We start from the raw sequence: 18,902 nt of genomic DNA, 5'->3' as shown, positions 1-18,902 counted from the left end.
CGGCGGCCTCAGGCCGTTGCCCTCCTGCCTGGCCCGATTCGCCTAGTTGGCGGACTGGAAGGAGACGGACAGGATTTCGTATTCGATTTTGCCGCGCGGGGCGTCCACGGTGATTTCGTCGCCCTCGCTTTTGCCCAGCAGAGCCTTGCCCACGGGGGACTGCACGGAGATGGTCCCGTTGGTGTGGTCGGCTTCGTCAGGACCGAGCAGGGTGTACTTCTTCACGTCACCGGTTTCCATGTCCTCGATTTCCACGGTGGCACCGAAGGTCACGCGCTCGCCGCCGAGGGTGGCGAGGTCGATGACGTTGAACTTGGCCATGCGCGATTCGATGTAGCTGATCTGGGCCTCCAGCATGCCCTGGCGTTCGCGGGCGGCGTCGTAGCCCGCGTTTTCGCGCAGGTCGCCCTCCTCGCGGGCCAGGGCGATGGCCTCGATGACCGCCGGACGCTCGCTCTTCAGCCGCGCCAGCTCCTTCTTGAGCCTTTCGTAGCCTTCGATGGAAATAGGAATCGTGCTCATGTCGCAACCTCGTCTGTCATTCTTGGAATCGAAAACAAAAAAATCCACTCTCGCCGGGCCGTCGGAGGGCCGGTGAGGCGGCTGTTGCGCTCAAATGCGCCATGCTGAAAGGCGATAGATAGCGCACGCCGGGCGGATGGTCAAGCCCCGCCCGGCGGACGACGACCCCCAGGGCCCGGAAAACGGGCCCTGGCGGGCGTCAGGCTCCGGAGTGGACCCCGGCGTCGGCAAAGGTCGCCATGTTCGTGTACACGTTGGCGGCGGCGCGCAGCAGGAACAGGGCCAGGGCCGCGCCGGTGCCTTCGCCCAGGCGCAGGCCGAGGTCGAGCAGGGGCCGGGCGTCCATGGCGGCCATGGCCCGGGCGTGGCCGGGCTCGGCGCTGGCGTGGGCGAAGAAGGCATAGTCGCGCACGGCGGGGCAGAGCTTCCAGGCCACGGCGAAGGCCGCCGTGGAGATGAAGCCGTCCACGGCCAGGGCCATGCGACATTTGGCCGCACCCAGGCACAGCCCGGCCAGGGCGGCGATTTCCAGCCCGCCCAGGGCGGCCAGGATTTCCAGCGGGTCGCCCGAGGCCACGGCCCGGGCGTTGACCGCAAGGCCCCGGCGGATGACCTCGCGTTTGGCCCGCACTCCGGCGGTGGGCAGACCGGTGCCCGGGCCGGTCATGGCGTCGGGGTCCAGGCCGAAGAGCGCGCAGTACAGCGCCGTGGAGGGCGTGGTGTTGCCGATGCCCATGTCGCCGGTGCCCACGGCGCGGCAGCCGTCGGCGGCGGCGGCCTCGGCCAGGGCGATGCCGTGCAGCACGGCCCGGTCGCACTGCTCGCGGGTCATGGCCGGGCCCTGGGCCAGACTGGCCGTGCCTGCGGCGACCTTGCACTGGATCAACCCCGGGTGCTCGGGGTACGGCCCGCCCACGCTGCCCGCGTCCACCACCATCACCTGGACCCCGGCGGTGTCGGCCAGGACGTTGATGCCCGCGCCTCCGGCCAGGAAGTTGGCGACCATCTGGCGGGTGACCTCCTGAGGAAACAGGCTCACGCCCTCGGCGACCACGCCGTGGTCGCCGGCGATGGTGTAGATGCGCGCGGGGTCCACGCCCGGGGCGGCGCCTCCGGCGATCTGCACCAGCCGTGCGGCCAGGTCCTCAAGCACGCCCAGGCTGCCCCGGGGTTTGGTCAGGTTGTCCAGGTGGGCCCGGGCGGCGGTGTCCAGAGCGGGATCCGCGGGGGCGATGGCGGCGAGGGTGGCGGCGATGTCGGGGTGCATGGGTACTCCGGGGCTGGGGTCTGGCGGGAGCCCGCAGGGGGCCGGGGAGGCATACCCCGCGCGACCCTCCCTTGGCAAGGCCGCCGGAGCCCGCCGCCCCCCTGCCCTCCCTGCCATTGACAGGGGCCCGGGAATGCATACCTTGGCGGGGCGGACCCGGCGCTGCTGCGCCGGGCGGCAGACGCACGGCACGGGAGGCGCACCATGGGCAAGTACGACTGGAACCCCTGGGAAGCCCTGGGCGGCGCGGGGGCGGCCCCCCGGCGCGCCCCGGGCCGCGTGGCTCCGGGCGCGCCCGGAGCGGTGCGCGAGCCCCCGGCGGACGTGGTGGAGACCCCGTCGGCCTATATTATTGAAATGGAATTGCCCGGAGTGCGCCGCGAAGACATCGGCCTGGAGGCCAGCGGGCGGGAGATCGTGGTCTTCGGCACGGCCCGCCAGGAAAAGGATGCCGAAGGCGGGGTCTACCTCGTCATGGAGCGGGCCCACGGCGCCTTCGGTCGTCGCTTTCTGCTGCCCCGGGGCCTGGACGCCCGGGGTGTGTCCGCCGTGTTCGAGGCCGGGCTGCTGACGGTCACCGTGCCCAAGCGGCGCGAGGCCCCGGGCTGCATGCGCATTCCCGTGGAAGACTGACCCTCCCGGCGCCCGGCGCCGCATTTTCCTCCCGAAAAGAAGCAACACAAGGAGCGTTGGCACCATGACCAGCCAGATCAAGACCGTTTTGCTGCTGGCCCTGCTTACGGGCCTGCTCATGCTCATCGGCGGCGCCCTGGGCGGCCGCGGGGGGCTGCTGGTGGCCTTCGTCCTGGCCATGGCCATGAACGTCGGCAGCTACTGGTTCTCCGACCGCATCGTGCTGTCCATGTACCGCGCGCGGGAGCTGTCGCGCGCCGACGCCCCGGGGTTGTTCGCCATCGTCGAGGAGCTGTCGCGCAACGCGGGCATCCCCATGCCCCGCGTGGCGCTCATTCCCCAGGAGGCGCCCAACGCCTTCGCCACCGGGCGCGACCCCCAGCATGCCGTGGTCGCCGTCACCGAGGGCATCATGCGCCTGTTGACCCCCGAGGAACTGCGCGGGGTGCTGGCCCACGAAATCGGCCACGTGGCCAACCGCGACATCCTCATCCAGAGCATCGCCGGGGTGCTGGCCGGGGTCATCATGTACGTGGCCAGCATGATCAAGTGGGCCACGTTGTTCGGCTTCGGCGGGCGCGGCGAGGACGGCGAAGGCGGCAACCCCGTGGCGGCCCTGGCCCTGGCCTTCGTGGCCCCGGTGGCGGCCATGCTCATCCAGATGGCCATTTCGCGCTCGCGCGAGTATCTGGCCGACGAGTCCGGCGCGCGCTACAGCGGCGACCCCGCGCACCTGGCCAGCGCCCTGGCCAAGATTTCGGGCTATGCCGAGCGCATGCCCATGCGCGCGGGCAGCGAAGCCACGGCGCACATGTTCATCGTCAACCCCTTTACCGCCGGGGGCGTGGCCAACCTGTTCAGCACCCATCCGCCCGTGCAGGAGCGCATCGACCGCCTGATGGCCATGGCCGGGAGGCGCTAGCCGTGCGTCGCGTGGCCGCAGCCCTGGCGGGGCTTGCACTGGTTTTCGCGGCTCTGGCCCCGGCCCGGGCCGACCACACCGGGCAGGGCCTTGCCGCCGGGGCCGCCGCAGGCGACGACCTGCGGCGGACGCCGGTGGTCCTGGCCGTGCAGGCCGTGGCCCCGGCGGTGGTCAACATCACCTCGGCCCGGGTGGAGGAGCGCGAGGTCAACCCCCTGGGCGGGTTGTTCGACCCGGGCATGATCTCCCCGCTGCTGCGCGACTTTTTCGGGCCCCAGGGCAAGCGCCGGGTCACGCGCACCAGCCTGGGCTCCGGGGTCATCATCGACGGTGCCCAGGGCCTGGTGCTGACCAACGCCCACGTCATCGCCGGAGCCACGGAGATCACCGCCCGCCTGCTGGACGGCCGCCAGTTCCAGGCCGAGCTCGTGGGCGCGGACCCGGACTTCGACCTCGCCGTGCTGCGGCTGGCCGAGGGCCGCGACCTGCCCGAGGTGCCCATGGGCACCTCCGCCGACCTGTTCATGGGCGAGACGCTCATCGCCATCGGCAATCCCTTCGGATTCTCGCATACGGTGACCACCGGCGTGCTTTCGGCCATGGGCCGCACCGTGCGCACCGAGCAGGGCACCTTCACCGACTTTCTGCAGACCGACGCGGCCATCAACCCCGGCAATTCCGGCGGCCCGCTGCTGAACCTGCGCGGCCAGCTCATCGGCGTGAACACGGCCATCCAGCAGGGCGCCGAGGGTATCGGCTTCGCCATTCCCATCGACAAGGCCCGGCGCGTGGTGGCCGAACTGCTGGACCACGGCTTCGTCAGCCACGTCTGGCTCGGCCTGTGGGGCCAGGATGTGGACCAGGCCACGGCGGGCTATTTCGGCCTGCCCGTGGCCCGGGGCATGCTGGTCACGGCCGTGGAGCCCGGCTCCCCGGGCGCCGGGGCGGGCATCGTTCCGGGCGACGTGGTCCTGCGCCTGGGCGATTACGACGTGCAGGACAAGGATCATTATCTGCAATTGCTGCGCAACCGCACGCGCGGCGAGAACGTGACCCTCTCCCTGCTGCGCGAGGGGCGCGCCGAGCAGGTCCAGGCCCGTACCGTGCCCCTCCCGGCGGAGGCGGCACTGGCCATGGCCTGGCAGCGCTGGGGGCTGCGCCTGGGCCCGGCGGCGGGGCCGGGGGTGCAGGTCGGCGCGGTGCGCCCCGGCAGCCCTGCGGCCGCGCTGGGGCTGGCCCCGGGCGACGTGCTGGCGCGCGTGGGCGGCGTGCGGCTGGCCGGGCCCGCCGACCTGGCCGGAGCCTTTGCGCGCTACCGGATGCGCAACAGCCTGATGCTCGTGGTCTGGCGCGCGGGCCGGGCGTATTACACGCGGCTGAACGTCTAGGCGCCGGGGCCGGGCCGGGCAGGGCGTTTGCGCAATGCGCATCGTCCGCCCGCGCCGGGGGGCGGGCCTTCCGGGCGGTTTTGTCCGTTCCGGGGCTGCCCGTGGCGCGGTTGGGCATGAGAATCATTAACGCCCGGGTTTCCGCGCCCGGGCGCGAGGCCCCGGGGGCGCGTGGCGCAACGGGGCTGGCCGCACCGGGAACCCGCGCCGGGCCTGGGTTTCCCGGTCGGGGCAAGGGTGCTTTTCCAGCCCGGTCTTGACACCCGCATGCCCAGGGGCTATCTCGGATTTCCTGATGACGGGGCGAGGGCGCACGCGACGCCGCGCACCTGGGCTCCGTCCCCATCCGTGGCACATTCCGTCGGGACGGGGTCCGGGCGGAGGGGCAATACAAATCATTGGAGGTTCCAAATGGGTTACAAAGTGACTGTTGACGTTGACAAGTGTGTGGGCGACGGCGAGTGCGTGGACGTTTGCCCCGTGGAAGTCTACGAGCTGCAGGACGGCAAGGCCGTTCCGGTCAACGAGGAAGAGTGCCTGGGCTGCGAGTCCTGCGTGGAAGTCTGCGAGCAGGACGCCATCACCGTCGAGGAAGAGTAGCCCCAGTCTTCCCGCTGATGCGATAGTTCCCGAATCCGAAGGGAGCGGCGCGGCCTGGCGCCGCTCCCTTCGGCGCATCTGGCCCCGGCGGCGCCCCCGCGTGCGGACGCGGCGCGGGCCCCGGCGGCGCCGGGCGGGAGAAAATGCCGCCCCGGGGCTCGACAACCCGCCCGGCGGACTTACATTCCGGTACCACCGCCTCCGGCCCCACGCCCGCCAACGGAGCCCGGGGCCCGGCGGGGGCGGACAGGTCTTTTCCTGGAGAGTATCATGACCCCCAACATTGGCGACTTCGGCACCTTCTTCGAGCGCTACGAGGCTCTGGCCCGGGAGGTCGACCAGGTGGTGGAGCGCGTCGGCGCCGAGCACGGCCAGTGCATCGCCTGCGCTCCCGGGTGCAGCGACTGCTGCCACGCCCTGTTCGACCTGACCCTGGTCGAGGCCATGTACCTCAACGCCAAATTCAATGAATGCTACTCCGGCCAGCGACGCAGCGACCTGCTGACCCGCGCCGACGAGGCCGACCGCAAGGCCTACCGCATCAAGCGCGAAGCCTTCCGCATGTCGCGTGACGGCGCCCGGACCTCCGAGATTCTGGAATACATGGCCAAGGCCCGGGTGCGCTGCCCGCTGCTGGACGACGACGACCGCTGCGCCCTCTACGCGCACCGGCCCCTGACCTGCCGCCTCTACGGCATCCCCACGGCCATCCGCGGCCAGGCCCACACCTGCGCCAAATGCGGCTTCACCCCCGGCGTGCAGTACCCCACGGTGAAGGTCGAACTGCTTCAGGACCGGCTGTTGCGCCTGTCCCACGAGCTGACGGCCGGCCTGCGCACGCGCTACGCCCGGTTGGCCGAAACGCTGGTGCCGGTGTCCATGGCGCTCATGAACCGCTACGACGCCGAGTACCTGGGGCTCATGAGCGACGAAGAGTGGGAAAAGGTCGAGGCCGCGCGCAGGGCGCTGACTGCGGAAGCCGACCCGGCCCGGCCCGCCCCGGGCGAGGTTGCCGCCCAGGCTTTTGCACCTGCGTCCGCCGCAGCCTCCGCCCCGGCCGCCCAAAGCGCCTGCTCCACCTGCGACCAGGGGCAGGGCTCGGCCGCCTGCGCCACCTGCGGCTCCCTGAACTGGGAAATCGGAGGTTCCAAGCCATGATCGCCGGACCCAAGCCCCCCCGCCCGCCGCTGACCGCCGAGCAGGAGGAGACCAAGCGCGTCATGTACGAGCGGCTCTCCCCCCGGCGGCGCAAGTTCATCGACAAGGTGGGCTACGAGAACTGGGACCCCTTCCCCGAGCCCTTCGATCCCATGGACATCCGCACCGACGAGAGCGGCCAGACCATCCAGGATCTGGTGCGCACCTTCCTGCGCTCCCGGGCCATGACCTCCAAGGTCGGGGCCCACTACAGCCGGGGCGCCCACGAGCTGGCCATGGGCATCGTCAACAAGGACGAACGCTACCGGGGCATGTACGATTTCATCGTCTGGTACAACGAGATGCTGCGCGCCCAGGGCCGTGAAATGACCTGGGAGCGCTAGGTTTTCCAAACCCGGGGCCCCGGCCCCGCAAGAACGAGGAGCGCCGACGTGAGCACCGACGCCAGGAACGTTGACGAATACATCGCCCAGCTCCAGATGCAACTGGCGGGCAACCCGAAATGCGCCAGCCACCACTACAATCTGGGCGTGGCCTATCTGGCCAAGCGCATGTGGCAGGAGGCCGAGGAGAGCTTCCGCGAGGCCCTGGACAACTCCCCGCGCATGGCCGAGGCCTACGTGCAGCTCGGCGGCATCTGCCTGCAGCGCGGCGACATCGACGGCTGCCTGAACTACAACCGCAGCGCCTCGGGCGCGCGGCCGCAGTTCGCCGTGCCCTTTGCCAACATGGGCTTCTGCTACCTGCAAAAGGGCGACCCCGACCGCGCCGTGGTCAACCTCAAGAAGGCGCTGAACCGCGACCCCGACTATGTGCAGGCCCTGGCCACCATGGGCAGCGCCTACATCATGGCCGGACAGTTCGACGACGCCAAGCCGCACCTGGACCGCGCCCTGGAACTGGCCCCCGAGTTCGGCCCGGCGTGGAACAACATGGGCCTGTACTGGCTGGAGAAGGGCGACAAGGCCGAGGCCGCGCGCTGTCTGGCCAAGGCCCGGGAAACCGGCTACGAGGTGCCCCCGGCCCTGCTGGAGCAGGTGAGCTAGGGGGCGGGAGGGCGCCATGGCGCGCTTTCGGCGCATGAAGGCGGAGGCCCGGGAACTGCTGGCCGGGGCGGACCAGGACGCGGTTCTGGCCCGGCTGGCCGGGCGGCCCGCCGCCGAACTGGTGGGCCCGCTGTTCTCCCTGCTGCTGGCCCCCGAGGAAGACGTGCGCTGGCGTGCGGCCGCGGCCCTGGGCGCCACCGTGGCGCGCATGGCCGCCGAGAACCCCGAGGCCGCCCGCGTGGTCATGCGCCGCTTCCTCTGGCACATGAACGAGGAGTCCGGGAACATCGGCTGGGGCATTGCCGAGGCCATGGGCGAGGCCATGGCCCGCAGCGCGCTGCTGGCCCGGGAATACCACAAGAACCTGGCTTCCTACGTGCAGTGCCCCGAGTGCGCCATCGGCGACGACAACTTCCTGGAGCACCCGCCGCTGCGCCTGGGGGTCTACTGGGCCCTGGGGCGGCTGGGCGAGGCGCGTCCGGAGTTGCTGGCCCACGTGGCGCCGGACCTGCTGCGCGCCCTGGGCCAGGAGCAGGGCGCCCAGGCGCGCGGACTCGTGGCCCGGGCCCTGGGCCTCGGCCGGGTGGCCGAAGCCCGGGCGGCCCTGGAAGCCCTGGCGGGCGCCGGGGACCCGGTGGACATCTATCGCGGCGGCAGCCTGGAGCGCACCACCCTGGGCGCCCTGGCCCGCGAGGCCCTGGACGCCATCCGGAGCCATGAGGAGCGAGCGTGAAGGACGAACGAGGCCTGTACTACTACCCGAGCATGCAGACCCATGACGTGCGCATGTACGTGCGCCAGGGCGAGGAGGGCGGCATCGAGTTCCGGATGTGGAACAAGGAGCTGCCCGAGGTTTGGGAGCGCCACGAGTGGATTCCCCTGGACGTGGTGCGCACCGCCGCGCGCCTGTACGCCCAGCGCAACAAGGACCGCAACCCCATGGGCCTCTACGACGAGGCCATCGCCCGGCGCCTGCTGGACGAGGATAGCTGAGCCCAGGGCCCGCCGGGCGGGGCTTTCCTGTGCCACGCGCTTCCCGCGCCCGGCCCTTCGCGGGCCTGCGCCACCGGGGCAGGGAGGGGAGGGCGGAGCGGGTGCCCGCCGGAAAGGCCGCGTTCGCGCGGCCTTTTTCATGGCCCGGCGCCGGGGCGGCTCCCGGCCTTCCGGCGGGCCGCCGCCGGGCCTGCGGGCGGAGGCGGGCCCTGTGGGCAACGCACCCTTCGCCGTGGTGCGCTCCCGGCGCCCTCTGGCCGGGCGGTGTTCTTCCGTCCGGAGCCATGGTGTCCTGCCCCCCGCACCCCCTGCGTCCCTCGGCACCACGCGGCATCCCGGCACCCAGCGCCCCGAGCGCCAGCCCTCCCCGGGCCGCCGCCTCCGAGGGCCTCGCGCGCCCAGGGACCGGCCGTGCGCGTGGCGCAGGAGCCGGCGCCCATCCCCGAGGGTCCGCTCGCCCGGTGCGCTGCCGCGCTGTTACCACCCTGCACCGGGGTCTTTCGCGGAGAGGAAAAGTCGAGATTCCTCTTGACCCACTATCGCTAATAGTTATTATTAAATCGTACCGGCACGGCATGGCGGCAGCCATGGGAGCGCAGGTACGGATTGACGGGTATTCACACAGGGACGCCCCCCGGGGGCCGGAATCCCTCCGGCCCCCGGGCTCCCGGCGGGCGCGAGGCCGCGCCGGGATGGCCGAGGAAGAAGACGCCGCCGCAGACGCATACCAAGGAGGATGGCATGAGCCAGTTGAACCGTTTCAGGAACCTGCACATCGACTGGGAAATGGAGCCTGCGGACGCCGTGGCCCTGTACCTTGAATGGGGCAACAACGGCTACGGCGGCAGCTACGAGAACCGCGTGAAAAGCAAGGACGACGTGTCCAATTATTTCGTGGTCTACAACTGGGAGGAAGGCCCCAAGGTCTGCCTGGTCCGCAGGACCATGGAAGGCGCCGAAGACCTGGCCTGCGTGCGCCCCCCGGCGGACATCCGCAGGCGCTTCGAGCAGGAGGTCGGCGGCAACAAGGGCGTCTACCCCATCAACGGCGAGATCAGGACTTGGCTCGAACAGGAGCTGTACAACTGACGCGCCGCCACGCGAAAGCCGGAGGCCGGGCCCCAGGGTCCGGCCTCTTTTTTTGGGCCGCGGGGCTTCCTGGCCGCCGGGGTGCGCAGGCGCGCATCCGGTGCGCGGCGGGGCCTGAGAGGTGGTGCGCGCCGAAAATAATGCTTGCCTTGGCAGGCCGGAAGTGTAGTTTGTAGGGGCTTTAATTGAAAGCGGTCCGCTTGGGGCCCCCTTGCCGAGGGCTGCCATTCAACACCAAGAAACCATTGATGAATCTTTTTCAGAGCCTGGAGCTTCCACACGGTCTGAGCGACCGTGAAACTGAGAGTCGTTCGCGGGGCTGTACCGCCCCTGCCGGATATGCTATTTCGCCAATACGTTCGGGGCTTTTGGGTTGACAAAACCCGGGTTTCCGGCCTAGCGTCCAATAGTTTCCCCGTTGTGAATTTGTTCACGACATGCGCTGGGCGCGGGGGGCGCCGGGCGCGAGGCGAAAATGACAGTGGGGCAATCCGTCGCCGAAGCGGGGCCGTGATGGGCCGCGAGGCGCCGCGTCTTTCATGAGGCAGAAACATCATTCAAGAACAATGGAGGTAAGAGAATGGCAAAACACAAGACTCCGTTGTTGGACCAATTAGAGTCTGGGCCTTGGCCTAGCTTCGTGTCCGACATCAAACAGGAGGCCGAGCACAGGCACGCCAATCCGGATGGCATCGAGTACCAGATCCCCGTTGACGTCTGCGACGACCTTCTGGGCCTTCTGGAGATGTCCTACGAGGATGGCGAGACCCACTGGAAGCACGGCGGCATCGTCGGCGTGTTCGGCTACGGCGGCGGCGTCATCGGCCGCTACTGCGACCAGCCGCAGAAGTTCCCCGGCGTGGCCCACTTCCACACCGTGCGTGTGGCCCAGCCCGCCGGCAAGTACTACTCCACCGAGTACCTGCGCAAGCTGATGGACCTGTGGGACTTCCGCGGTTCCGGCCTGACCAACATGCACGGCGCCACCGGCGACCTCGTGTGGCTGGGCACGACCACCCCGCAGCTTGAGGAGATCTTCTGGACCCTGACCCACGACCTGAACACCGACCTGGGCGGTTCCGGCTCCAACCTGCGCACCCCGGCTTCCTGCCTGGGCCAGTCGCGCTGCGAGTACGCCTGCTACGACACGCAGGACCTGAACTACGCCATGACCCTGGAGTACCAGGACGAGCTGCACCGTCCCGCGTTCCCCTACAAGTTCAAGTTCAAGTTCGACGGCTGCCCCAACGGCTGCGTGGCCTCCATCGCCCGCTCCGACTTCTCCGTCATCGGCACCTGGAAGGACGACATCAAGATCGACCAGGACGCCGTGAAGGGCTACGTCAAGGGCGAGTTCGCCCCCAACGCCGGCGCTCACTCCGGCCGCGACTGGGGCAAGTTCGACATCGAGAAGGAAGTCGTGGCCCTGTGCCCCACCGGGTGCATGAGCTGGGACGGCTCCAAGCTCTCGATCGACAACAAGGAATGCTACCGCTGCATGCACTGCATCAACACCATGCCCCGCGCCCTGCACATCGGTGACGAGCGCGGCGCGTCCATCTTCGTCGGCGCCAAGGCCCCGATCCTGGATGGCGCGCAGATGGGCTCCCTGCTGGTGCCCTTCGTCCCCGTCGAGGAGCCCTACGACGAGGTCAAGGAAGTGGTCGAGAACCTGTGGGATTGGTGGATGGAGGAAGGCAAGAACCGCGAGCGCATCGGCGAGACCATCCGCCGCATGAGCTTCCAGAAGATGCTGGAAGTGACCGGCATCAAGGCCGACCCGCGCCACGTCCAGGAGCCTCGTACCAACCCCTACATCTTCTGGAAGGAAGAGGATGTCACCGGTGGTTGGGAGCGCGACATCAACGAGTTCCGCAAGAGACACCAGAGATAGGGGGTCGAATACAATGGCATTCATTTCCGCTGGATACAATCCTGAAAAACCCATGGAAGGCCGTATCTCCGATATCGGCCCGCGCAAGTACGACGAGTTCTACCCGTCGGTCATCGCCCGCAACAAGGGCAAGTGGCTGTACCACGAAATCATCGAGCCCGGCGTGCTCATGCACAAGGCCGAGAGCGGTGAGGAAGTGTACACCGTGCGCTGCGGCGGCGCTCGTCTGATGTCCGTCACCCACGTCCGCGAGATCTGCGAGATCGCCGACAAGTTCGCTGGCGGCAAGCTGCGCTTCACCACCCGCAACAACGTCGAGTTCATGGTCGAGTCCAAGGCCGAGGCCCTGGCGCTCAAGGCCGAGCTCAACTCCCGCAAGTTCGCCGCCGGGTCCCACAAGTTCCCGGTCGGCGGCACCGGTGCGGGCATCACCAACATCGTGCACACCCAGGGCTGGGTCCACTGCCACACCCCCGCCACCGACGCCTCCGGCACCGTCAAGGTCGTCATGGACGAGGTGTTCGCGGAGTTCGGCGCCCACAACATGCCCGCCCCGCTGCGCATCTCCATGGCTTGCTGCCTGAACATGTGCGGCGCCGTGCACTGCTCGGACATCGCCATCCTGGGCTACCACCGCAAGCCCCCGCTGATCGACCACGAGTACCTGGACAACCTGTGCGAGATTCCGCTCGCCGTGGCCGCCTGCCCCATGGGCGCCATCCGTCCGTCCAAGACCGAGATCAACGGCAAGACCGTGAACTCCGTGGCGATCAAGAACGAGCGCTGCATGTTCTGCGGCAACTGCTACACCATGTGCCCCTCGCTGCCGCTGTCCGACAAGGAAGGCGACGGTCTGGTCATCATGGCCGGTGGCAAGATCTCCAACCGCATCAGCAACCCGAAGTTCTCCAAGGTCGTCGTGGCCTTCATCCCCAACGAGCCGCCCCGTTGGCCCACCCTGGCCAAGGTCATCCGCCAGATCGTGGACGCCTACTCCAAGGACGCCCGCAAGTACGAGCGTCTGGGCGACTGGGCCGAGCGCATCGGCTGGGAGCGCTTCTTCGAGAAGTGCGACCTGGAGTTCACCGAGCACCTGATCGACGACTTCCGTGATCCGGCGTACTACACCTGGCGCCAGACCACGAACTTCAAGTGGTAGAACGAGCCTATTAACCCGGGGCGCGGGGCAACCCGCGCCCCGAATCACACTCAAAGGGGTGGATCATGGCTATCGACATGGCAACCGCGAAGCAGCAGATCGTCGATTTCTGCAGCTCCAAGAGCAAGACCAAATTCTATTTCAACGACTTCCTCAAGGTCTTCCCCGATGAGAAGGCCCGCGAAGTGAAGAAGGTTCTGACCGCGCTGGTGCAGGAAGAGGTCCTGGAGTTCTGGTCCTCCGGCAGCACCACCATGTACGGCCTCAAGGGCGCCGGCAAGCAGGCGCACTCCGAGGGCGAGGACTAGGACCCGCCGCACGGCCGCGCCCGTCGGCGCTGGCTGCGTGCGCGCCGCACGCTCCGCGTTGCCGGAGCGCAAGGATTTCCACGGATCGACGAAAGGCCGATTCCGACGGGCAGCTATAGAGTGGCCCGAGGAATCGGTTTTTTTTGGAGCGTGCCCATGGCGAGCCTGAGCCCCCCCCGCGTGATCCTGGCCGGCCTGTCCGGCGGCGCGGGCAAAACCATCTGCACCCTGGGCCTGTGCCGGGCCCTGGGCCGGGCCGGGCACGGCGTGGCCCCGTTCAAGAAGGGCCCGGACTACATCGACGCGGTCTGGCTCGGGCTGGCCGCCGGGCGCCCGGCCACCAACCTCGACCCCTTCTTCCTGGATGCGGACACCCTGCGCGCCCTGTTCCTGGAGCGCAGCCGGGAGCTGGACGTGGCCGTGGTCGAGGGCAACCGCGGCCTGTTCGACGGGCTGGACCGCGAAGGCTCCTGCTCCACCGCCGCCCTGGCCCGCACCCTGGAGGCCCCGGTGGTCCTGGCCATGGACTGCACCAAGATGACCCGCACCGCCGCCGCCGTGCTTCAGGGCGTGGCGGGCTTCGAGCCCGGGCTGCGGCTGGCCGGGGTCATCCTGAACCGCACGGCGGGCCACCGGCACCGCGAGATCCTGCGCGAGAGCATCGAGTACCACACGGACATTCCCGTGCTCGGCGCCTTGCCCAAGCTGGACCCCGACCCCATCCCCGAGCGGCATATGGGCCTTGTCTCCAACCGCGAATACGGCGGGCAGGAGGCCATCCTGGACCGCTTGGCCCAGGTGCTGGCCGACAACGTGGACCTCGCGCGCATCCTCGACCTGGCGCGCGCGGCTCCGGCGCTGCCCGCGCCGCAAAAGCCCCTGTGGCCCGAGCCCGCCGCCCCGGTCGGGGTGACCATCGGCTATGTGCGCGACGCGGCCCTGTGGTTCTACTACGAGGAGAACCTGGAGGCCCTGCGCCGGGCCGGGGCCGAACTGGTGGAACTGTCCCTGCTGGAAGCGGAGCATTGGCCGGAAATCCACGGCCTGTACCTGGGCGGGGGGTTCCCCGAAACCCTGGCCGAGCCCCTGGCCGCCAACGTCTCCGCCCGCGAGCGCGTGCGCGCCCTGGCCCTGGCCGGGCTGCCGGTGTATGCCGAATGCGGGGGGTTCATGTATCTGGCGCGCAGCCTGAGCTGGCAGGGCCGCACCTGGCCCATGGCCGGGGTCTTCGAGGTGGACACCGAAGTCTGCCCCCGGCCCAGCGGGCTGGGTTACGTGCACGCCGAGGTGGTGCGCGAGAATCCCTTCCACCCCGTGGGCGCCCTGCTGGCCGGGCACGAGTTCCACTACTCGCGCTGCGCGGCCCCGGTGCCGGACGGATTGGACTTCGCCCTGGCCATGCGCCGGGGCCACGGCATGCACGAGCGCCACGACGGGCTGCTGCGCGCCAATACCTTTGCCGGATACGCGCACATCCACGCCCTGGCCGCGCCCTGGTGGGCGCCGCGTTTCGTGGCCGCCGCGCAGGCGTGGCGCACCCGGGCCCAAGGGGCCGAGGAGATCTAGACCGTGCGACTGGCCGTTCTCTCCGACATTCATGGCAACCTGGACGCCCTGCGGGCCGTTCTGGCAGACATGGACGCCCAGGACCTGACCCGCGCCGTGAGCCTGGGCGACGTGATCGGCTACGGGCCGGACCCCGAGGCCTGCCTGGCGCTGCTGCGCGAGCGGGGCATCCCCACGGTCATGGGCAACCACGAGCACGCCATGCTGCGCGAGTCGCACAAGCGCTGGTTCAACCCCCAGTCGCGCCAAGCCGTGGAAATCACCGAAACACTCATCGGCGCGGCCACCCGCGAGGCCCTGGCCGCCCTGCCCACCTCGCTGGTGGTGGCCGGGGTGCGTTGCGTCCACGGCTATCCGCCGGACAACCTGCACCTGTACCTGCACGCCGTGGACGACGGGCGCCTGGAGCAGACCCTGGCGCACATGGACGAGCCGCTGTGCTTCGTGGGCCATACCCACGATCTGGCCTGGGTGCGTTGGGACGGCGGGCAGCTCACACGGGGCGTGCTGGCTCCGGGCGTGCTGGCCCTGGACCCCGACTGCCGCTACCTGCTGAACGTGGGCAGCGTGGGCCAGCCGCGCGACGATTTCGACACCACGTCGAAATACGTGGTCTACGACGCCGGAGCCCAGACGTGCGAGGTGCGCCGCGTGGCCTACGACGCAGGGCCCGTGGCCGAACGCATGCTGGCCCAGGGCGTGCCCGAAACCTTCGCCCGCCGCCTGGGCACGGGGCACTGAGCGCCGTGCGGACCATCGGCGGCTATGCGGTCCTCGGGTTGCTGGGGCGCGGGGGCATGGGCGCGGTGTACAAGGTGCGTCATCTGGCCCTGGGGCGCGCGGCGGCCCTCAAGCTCCTGGCACCTGCGGACGAGCTTCTGGCCACGGCCGGAGCGGCGGAGCTGGAACGACGCTTCCTGGCCGAGGCCCGGACCATGGCCGCCCTGCACCACCCCAACATCGCCCCGGTGTGGGACCTGGGCCGCGACCGGCTCGGGCGGCCCTATTTCGTCATGGATTACGGCTGCACCACCCTGGGCGGGCTTATCGGCGAAACCTATCTCGTGGAGGCGCCCTCGCGGACGCTGCCCCTGCCCCGCGCGGCGGACATCGCCTCCCAAACCCTGGAAGGCTTGGCCCGGCTGCACTATGCGGGCATCGTCCACCGCGACGTGAAGCCCTTCAACCTGCTGCTCGACGGCCTCCGGGTGCGGCTGATCGACTTCGGCCTGTCGCGCCTGCGCGGCGAGCGCATGGCCCTGCACCCCTCTGAGAAGGTCGGCTCGCCGTTCTACGCCGCCCCGGAGCAGGAGGCCGACCCCGAGGCCGCCGACGCCCGCAGCGACCTCTACGCCGTGGGCGTGACCCTGGTGCGCATGCTTACCGGGCGGCTGCCCCTGCCCGGGGCACCCCGGCCCTCGGCGCTGAACCCGGACCTGGATGCGGACTGGGATGCTTTTCTGGCGCAAGCCTGCGCGGCGGATCCGGCCCGGCGCTTCCCCTCGGCCAACGCCATGGCCGCCGCGCTGGAGGCCTTGCTGGTGGCCTGGAACGCGCGCGCGGCCCGGGCCTGCGCGCTGCCGTCCGAGCCTGCGGCCCCGGCGGGGCAGGCTCCGGCCCTCCGGCGCCGGGCGCCGCTCAAGACCGGCCCGCGCACGGGCCCCGAGGCCTTCGGCTTGGACGCCTTGTGGCGGCCCCGGGCCTACCCGGCCCGGGCCTTCCGCGACCAGGGCGACGGCACCGTGGCCGAGCGGGAATCGGGGCTGCTGTGGGAGCGCGAGGGCACGCCCTACGCCGTGGAATACGCCCAGGCCCTGGAGCATGTGGCCGGGCTCAACGCCCGGCGCCTGGGCGGCGAAGTGGGCTGGCGCCTGCCCACGGTGCCGGAGCTTGCGACCCTGCTGCGGCCCGTGGCCCGGGAGCGGGCGCACTGCCTGGAGCCCGTGTTCGATCCGGCCCGGGCCCGGTTGTGGTCCGCGGACCGGCGGACCTTCCAGAGCGCCTGGACCGCCGACGCCGAACTGGGCCACATCGCCCACCACGACCTGGACTGCCGCCTGTTCGCCCGCGCCGTGCGCGGGTAGCGGGGCCGCCCAAGACGGCGTTCCGCGGCGGGCCGCGCCTACTCGAATTCCAGATAATCGGCCAGGATGACCTTGAGCCCGAAGCCCGGGAAGTTGACCCGCACCTTGCCTTCGGGCATGGCGGCCACGACCTTGCCGCGCCCGAATATCTTGTGACGGCAGTAGCCCAGGCGGGTGGGCGTCAGGGTCGGGCCGCCCGCCGGGGTGGGGGCCTGCGGCCCGGGGGTCGGGCGCTGGTCGCCGCCGTCCTCGGGGGGGATTGTGTCGGCTCCGGCGGGCCCCGCCGTGTGCGGCCCCCGGGGCGGGGCGGGCGCGGCGGGAGTGTAGATCATGTCGCCGCCGTCGGCGCGGGCCAGCCCGCCGGTGTACGACTCGCGCCAGGCCTCGGTGACCGCCGGGGGCAGGGCGCTGATGAAGGGGCTGTCCAGGGCCGGTTCGCTGCCGCCGCTCTGCTGGTTGTAGATGGCCGAGGGCACGAACAGGGCCAGCTCCTCGCGGGCGCGGGTGCAGGCCACGTAGAGCAGGCGGCGCTCCTCTTCCAGGTCTTCGGCGCGGGTCAGGGCGTGGCGCGAGGGGAAGCGGTCCTGCACCAGGTCGATGATGCACACTGCGGACCATTCCAGGCCCTTGGCCGAATGCACGGTGGACAGGGTCAGGGCCTGGCCGCCGTCGTCGTCCTCGCCCTCGTCGGGTGTTTCCAGGCACAGGTCGGCCAGGAAGGCGTCCAGGTCTGCATAGCCCGCGGCGATGCGGCCGAGCTGCTCCAGCCCGGCCTGACGCCGGGGCCAGTCGTCGGCGTAGGTCTTCTCCATCACGGGCTGGAAGAAGTCGAGCACGCGGGCCAGCAGGGCCGCCGGGGCGGCGGGATTCGCCCGTAGTCCATCCAGGAAGTGCAGGGTTTCTTCCAATTCCTTGTTCTTGGCGCAGGCCTTGGCCACGGCCTTGGCGTCGCCGCGCAAGAGGGCGTCGTAGAGCTTGGCGCACGACTTGGGGCCCACGCCGCGCACGTGCTCCAGCACGCGCTTGAAGGCGGGCAGGTCCGCCGGGTTCTGGGCCAGCCGCAAGAAGGCCAGGGCGTCGCGGATGTGCGCGGCCTCGGAGAAGCGGATGCCGCCGTATTTGCGGTATTTGATGCCCAGGCGGTTCAGGGCCACCTCGATGGGGAAGGACTGGTACCCGGCGCGGAAGAGCACGGCGATATCCGCCAGGGGGTAGCGGCCGGAAAGCTCCATGACCCGCCCGACCACGGCCTGGGCCTGGGAGCGGTCGGACAGGGTGCGCACCAGCCGGGGCTTGGGGCCGTCCGTGCGTTCGGTGTACAGCCGCTTGCGGATGCCTTGCTGGGCCTGTTCCAGCAGGGCGTTGGTCAGGTCCAGGATGGGCTGGGTGGAGCGGTAGTTGCGCTCCAGGCGGATGAGCCTGGCCCCGGGGAACATCGTTTGGAAGGAGAGGATGTTCTGCACGTTGGCGCCGCGAAAGGCGTAGATGGACTGGGCGTCGTCGCCGACGGCCATGACGTTGCCGGCCTCGCCGGCCAGCAGGCGCACCAGCCGGGCCTGCACGAGGTTGGTGTCCTGGTATTCATCGACCATGACATGGCGGAAGCGGCGCCGGGTGGCCTCGCGCGCGGGTTCGTGGTCGCGCAGCAGTTCTTCCAGGAGGAAGAGCAGGTCGTCGTAATCCACCAGCCCGTGCTTGCGCTTGAAGCCCGTGTAGGCCCGGGCGATCTGGCCGATTTCGTCTTCGTAGTGCAGCAGGTGGTAGGCTTCGTCCTGGATGATTTCGGCCAGGGCGCGTTCCTTGTTGCGGGCTTTGGAGATGAGCCCGAGGATGGTGTTTTTCTTGGGGAAGGAACGGTCGCCCTTGCCCAGGCCCAGGGTGTCGCGCAGGTCGCGCAGGGCGTTTTCGGCGTCGGCCTGGTCCAGGATGGTCGGGGCCTGGGTCAGGCCCAGGGCCGTGGTGTGGCGGCGCAGCATGGCGTAGGCGAAGCCGTGGAAGGTGCCGCCGGTGAGCCCGGCCAGCCCTGTGGCGCCCAGCAGGCGCGCGGCGCGGTGCTGCATCTCCTGGGCGGCCTTGCGCGTGAAGGTCAGCAGCAGGATGGAGTCCGCCGGGGTGCCGCGCGAAACGAGGTGGGCCAGGCGGTAGACGATGGTGCGGGTCTTGCCGGAGCCTGCCCCGGCGATGACCAGCACCGGCCCGTCGCCGTGGGTGGCGGCCTCGTGCTGGGCCGGGTTCAGGTCGTGTGCGAAGTCGATCATTGCGGGTTGCGGGTG

The 18,902-nt window shown here is 70.1% G+C and carries 19 protein-coding genes; 16 read left to right on the top strand and 3 right to left on the bottom strand.

Features of this window, described 5'->3' with window-relative positions:
- Nucleotides 1-42: 42 nt before the first annotated feature.
- Both greA and cobT read right to left on the bottom strand, forming a co-directional pair.
- Nucleotides 43-522, bottom strand: coding sequence for a transcription elongation factor GreA (gene greA / locus ACZ5KV_RS05860; RefSeq protein ID WP_464241410.1), 480 nt, complete (start codon nt 520-522; stop codon nt 43-45).
- A gap of 199 nt (nt 523-721) precedes the next feature.
- Entirely contained in the window at nt 722-1,789 is a 1,068-nt protein-coding gene (cobT, locus tag ACZ5KV_RS05855; protein WP_464241409.1) for a nicotinate-nucleotide--dimethylbenzimidazole phosphoribosyltransferase, read from the bottom strand.
- Nucleotides 1,790-1,993: 204 nt separating this feature from the next.
- On the opposite strand from cobT, the gene ACZ5KV_RS05850 reads away from it, so the two are divergent.
- The 16 genes from ACZ5KV_RS05850 to ACZ5KV_RS05775 all read left to right on the top strand — a co-directional run bounded on the left by ACZ5KV_RS05850 (nt 1,994) and on the right by ACZ5KV_RS05775 (nt 16,629).
- Nucleotides 1,994-2,422, top strand: coding sequence for an Hsp20/alpha crystallin family protein (locus ACZ5KV_RS05850; RefSeq protein ID WP_464241408.1), 429 nt, complete (start codon nt 1,994-1,996; stop codon nt 2,420-2,422).
- A 64-nt stretch (nt 2,423-2,486) separates the two neighbouring features.
- Nucleotides 2,487-3,344, top strand: coding sequence for a zinc metalloprotease HtpX (gene htpX, locus ACZ5KV_RS05845; RefSeq protein ID WP_464241407.1), 858 nt, complete (start codon nt 2,487-2,489; stop codon nt 3,342-3,344).
- A 2-nt stretch (nt 3,345-3,346) separates the two neighbouring features.
- Nucleotides 3,347-4,732, top strand: coding sequence for a S1C family serine protease (locus ACZ5KV_RS05840; protein WP_464241406.1), 1,386 nt, complete (start codon nt 3,347-3,349; stop codon nt 4,730-4,732).
- Between the two features lie 411 nt (nt 4,733-5,143).
- Complete coding sequence (locus tag ACZ5KV_RS05835) at nt 5,144-5,332, top strand: ferredoxin (protein ID WP_291495408.1); 189 nt, start codon at nt 5,144-5,146, stop codon at nt 5,330-5,332.
- A 270-nt stretch (nt 5,333-5,602) separates the two neighbouring features.
- Nucleotides 5,603-6,490 carry a YkgJ family cysteine cluster protein gene (locus ACZ5KV_RS05830; protein ID WP_464241405.1) on the top strand — a complete coding sequence of 296 codons (888 nt, stop codon included), beginning with the start codon at nt 5,603-5,605 and terminating at the stop codon, nt 6,488-6,490.
- Complete coding sequence (locus ACZ5KV_RS05825; RefSeq protein WP_464241404.1) at nt 6,487-6,873, top strand: hypothetical protein; 387 nt, start codon at nt 6,487-6,489, stop codon at nt 6,871-6,873. The genes ACZ5KV_RS05830 and ACZ5KV_RS05825 overlap by 4 nt, the downstream gene beginning before the upstream one ends.
- A 48-nt stretch (nt 6,874-6,921) precedes the next feature.
- Complete coding sequence (locus tag ACZ5KV_RS05820; RefSeq protein ID WP_464241403.1) at nt 6,922-7,536, top strand: tetratricopeptide repeat protein; 615 nt, start codon at nt 6,922-6,924, stop codon at nt 7,534-7,536.
- Between the two features lie 16 nt (nt 7,537-7,552).
- Nucleotides 7,553-8,269 (top strand): DVU0298 family protein, encoded by a 717-nt coding sequence (locus tag ACZ5KV_RS05815; protein WP_464241402.1) that lies wholly within the window; start codon nt 7,553-7,555, stop codon nt 8,267-8,269.
- A complete protein-coding gene (locus ACZ5KV_RS05810) occupies nt 8,266-8,529 on the top strand; it encodes a hypothetical protein (RefSeq protein WP_464241401.1) in 264 nt (87 codons plus the stop codon). The genes ACZ5KV_RS05815 and ACZ5KV_RS05810 overlap by 4 nt, the downstream gene beginning before the upstream one ends.
- A gap of 741 nt (nt 8,530-9,270) precedes the next feature.
- A complete protein-coding gene (locus ACZ5KV_RS05805; protein WP_464241400.1) occupies nt 9,271-9,618 on the top strand; it encodes a DVU0772 family protein in 348 nt (115 codons plus the stop codon).
- A 580-nt stretch (nt 9,619-10,198) separates the two neighbouring features.
- Nucleotides 10,199-11,512: a dissimilatory-type sulfite reductase subunit alpha gene (gene dsrA / locus ACZ5KV_RS05800; RefSeq protein ID WP_464241399.1), complete on the top strand. Its 1,314-nt coding sequence runs from the start codon at nt 10,199-10,201 to the stop codon at nt 11,510-11,512.
- A gap of 13 nt (nt 11,513-11,525) precedes the next feature.
- Nucleotides 11,526-12,671: a dissimilatory-type sulfite reductase subunit beta gene (gene dsrB / locus ACZ5KV_RS05795; RefSeq protein WP_464241398.1), complete on the top strand. Its 1,146-nt coding sequence runs from the start codon at nt 11,526-11,528 to the stop codon at nt 12,669-12,671.
- Nucleotides 12,672-12,748: 77 nt separating this feature from the next.
- Entirely contained in the window at nt 12,749-12,979 is a 231-nt protein-coding gene (locus tag ACZ5KV_RS05790; protein ID WP_464241813.1) for a dissimilatory sulfite reductase D family protein, read from the top strand.
- A gap of 156 nt (nt 12,980-13,135) precedes the next feature.
- Nucleotides 13,136-14,545 (top strand): cobyrinate a,c-diamide synthase, encoded by a 1,410-nt coding sequence (locus ACZ5KV_RS05785; RefSeq protein WP_464241397.1) that lies wholly within the window; start codon nt 13,136-13,138, stop codon nt 14,543-14,545.
- Between the two features lie 3 nt (nt 14,546-14,548).
- Nucleotides 14,549-15,286, top strand: coding sequence for a metallophosphoesterase family protein (locus ACZ5KV_RS05780; RefSeq protein WP_464241396.1), 738 nt, complete (start codon nt 14,549-14,551; stop codon nt 15,284-15,286).
- Between the two features lie 5 nt (nt 15,287-15,291).
- Nucleotides 15,292-16,629: a protein kinase domain-containing protein gene (locus ACZ5KV_RS05775; protein ID WP_464241395.1), complete on the top strand. Its 1,338-nt coding sequence runs from the start codon at nt 15,292-15,294 to the stop codon at nt 16,627-16,629.
- A 38-nt stretch (nt 16,630-16,667) separates the two neighbouring features.
- Here ACZ5KV_RS05775 and ACZ5KV_RS05770 read toward each other — a convergent pair whose 3' ends face one another.
- On the bottom strand, nt 16,668-18,887 hold the full coding sequence (locus ACZ5KV_RS05770) for an ATP-dependent helicase (RefSeq protein ID WP_464241394.1): 2,220 nt from the start codon (nt 18,885-18,887) through the stop codon (nt 16,668-16,670).
- Nucleotides 18,888-18,902 lie beyond the last annotated feature (15 nt).

It is taken from the genome of Desulfocurvus thunnarius (genome assembly GCF_055390965.1).
This window is presented reverse-complemented; position numbering and strand designations above follow the sequence as displayed.

Coding starts and splice junctions, on each gene's coding strand:
- dsrA (WP_464241399.1), top strand. CDS start 10,199: ATGGCAAAACACAAGACTCCGTTGTTGGACCAATTAGAGTCTGGGCCT.
- ACZ5KV_RS05785 (WP_464241397.1), top strand. CDS start 13,136: ATGGCGAGCCTGAGCCCCCCCCGCGTGATCCTGGCCGGCCTGTCCGGC.
- ACZ5KV_RS05805 (WP_464241400.1), top strand. CDS start 9,271: ATGAGCCAGTTGAACCGTTTCAGGAACCTGCACATCGACTGGGAAATG.
- ACZ5KV_RS05835 (WP_291495408.1), top strand. CDS start 5,144: ATGGGTTACAAAGTGACTGTTGACGTTGACAAGTGTGTGGGCGACGGC.
- ACZ5KV_RS05825 (WP_464241404.1), top strand. CDS start 6,487: ATGATCGCCGGACCCAAGCCCCCCCGCCCGCCGCTGACCGCCGAGCAG.
- greA (WP_464241410.1), bottom strand. CDS start 522: ATGAGCACGATTCCTATTTCCATCGAAGGCTACGAAAGGCTCAAGAAG.
- ACZ5KV_RS05770 (WP_464241394.1), bottom strand. CDS start 18,887: ATGATCGACTTCGCACACGACCTGAACCCGGCCCAGCACGAGGCCGCC.
- ACZ5KV_RS05830 (WP_464241405.1), top strand. CDS start 5,603: ATGACCCCCAACATTGGCGACTTCGGCACCTTCTTCGAGCGCTACGAG.
- ACZ5KV_RS05790 (WP_464241813.1), top strand. CDS start 12,749: ATGGCAACCGCGAAGCAGCAGATCGTCGATTTCTGCAGCTCCAAGAGC.
- ACZ5KV_RS05815 (WP_464241402.1), top strand. CDS start 7,553: ATGGCGCGCTTTCGGCGCATGAAGGCGGAGGCCCGGGAACTGCTGGCC.
- dsrB (WP_464241398.1), top strand. CDS start 11,526: ATGGCATTCATTTCCGCTGGATACAATCCTGAAAAACCCATGGAAGGC.
- ACZ5KV_RS05850 (WP_464241408.1), top strand. CDS start 1,994: ATGGGCAAGTACGACTGGAACCCCTGGGAAGCCCTGGGCGGCGCGGGG.
- htpX (WP_464241407.1), top strand. CDS start 2,487: ATGACCAGCCAGATCAAGACCGTTTTGCTGCTGGCCCTGCTTACGGGC.
- cobT (WP_464241409.1), bottom strand. CDS start 1,789: ATGCACCCCGACATCGCCGCCACCCTCGCCGCCATCGCCCCCGCGGAT.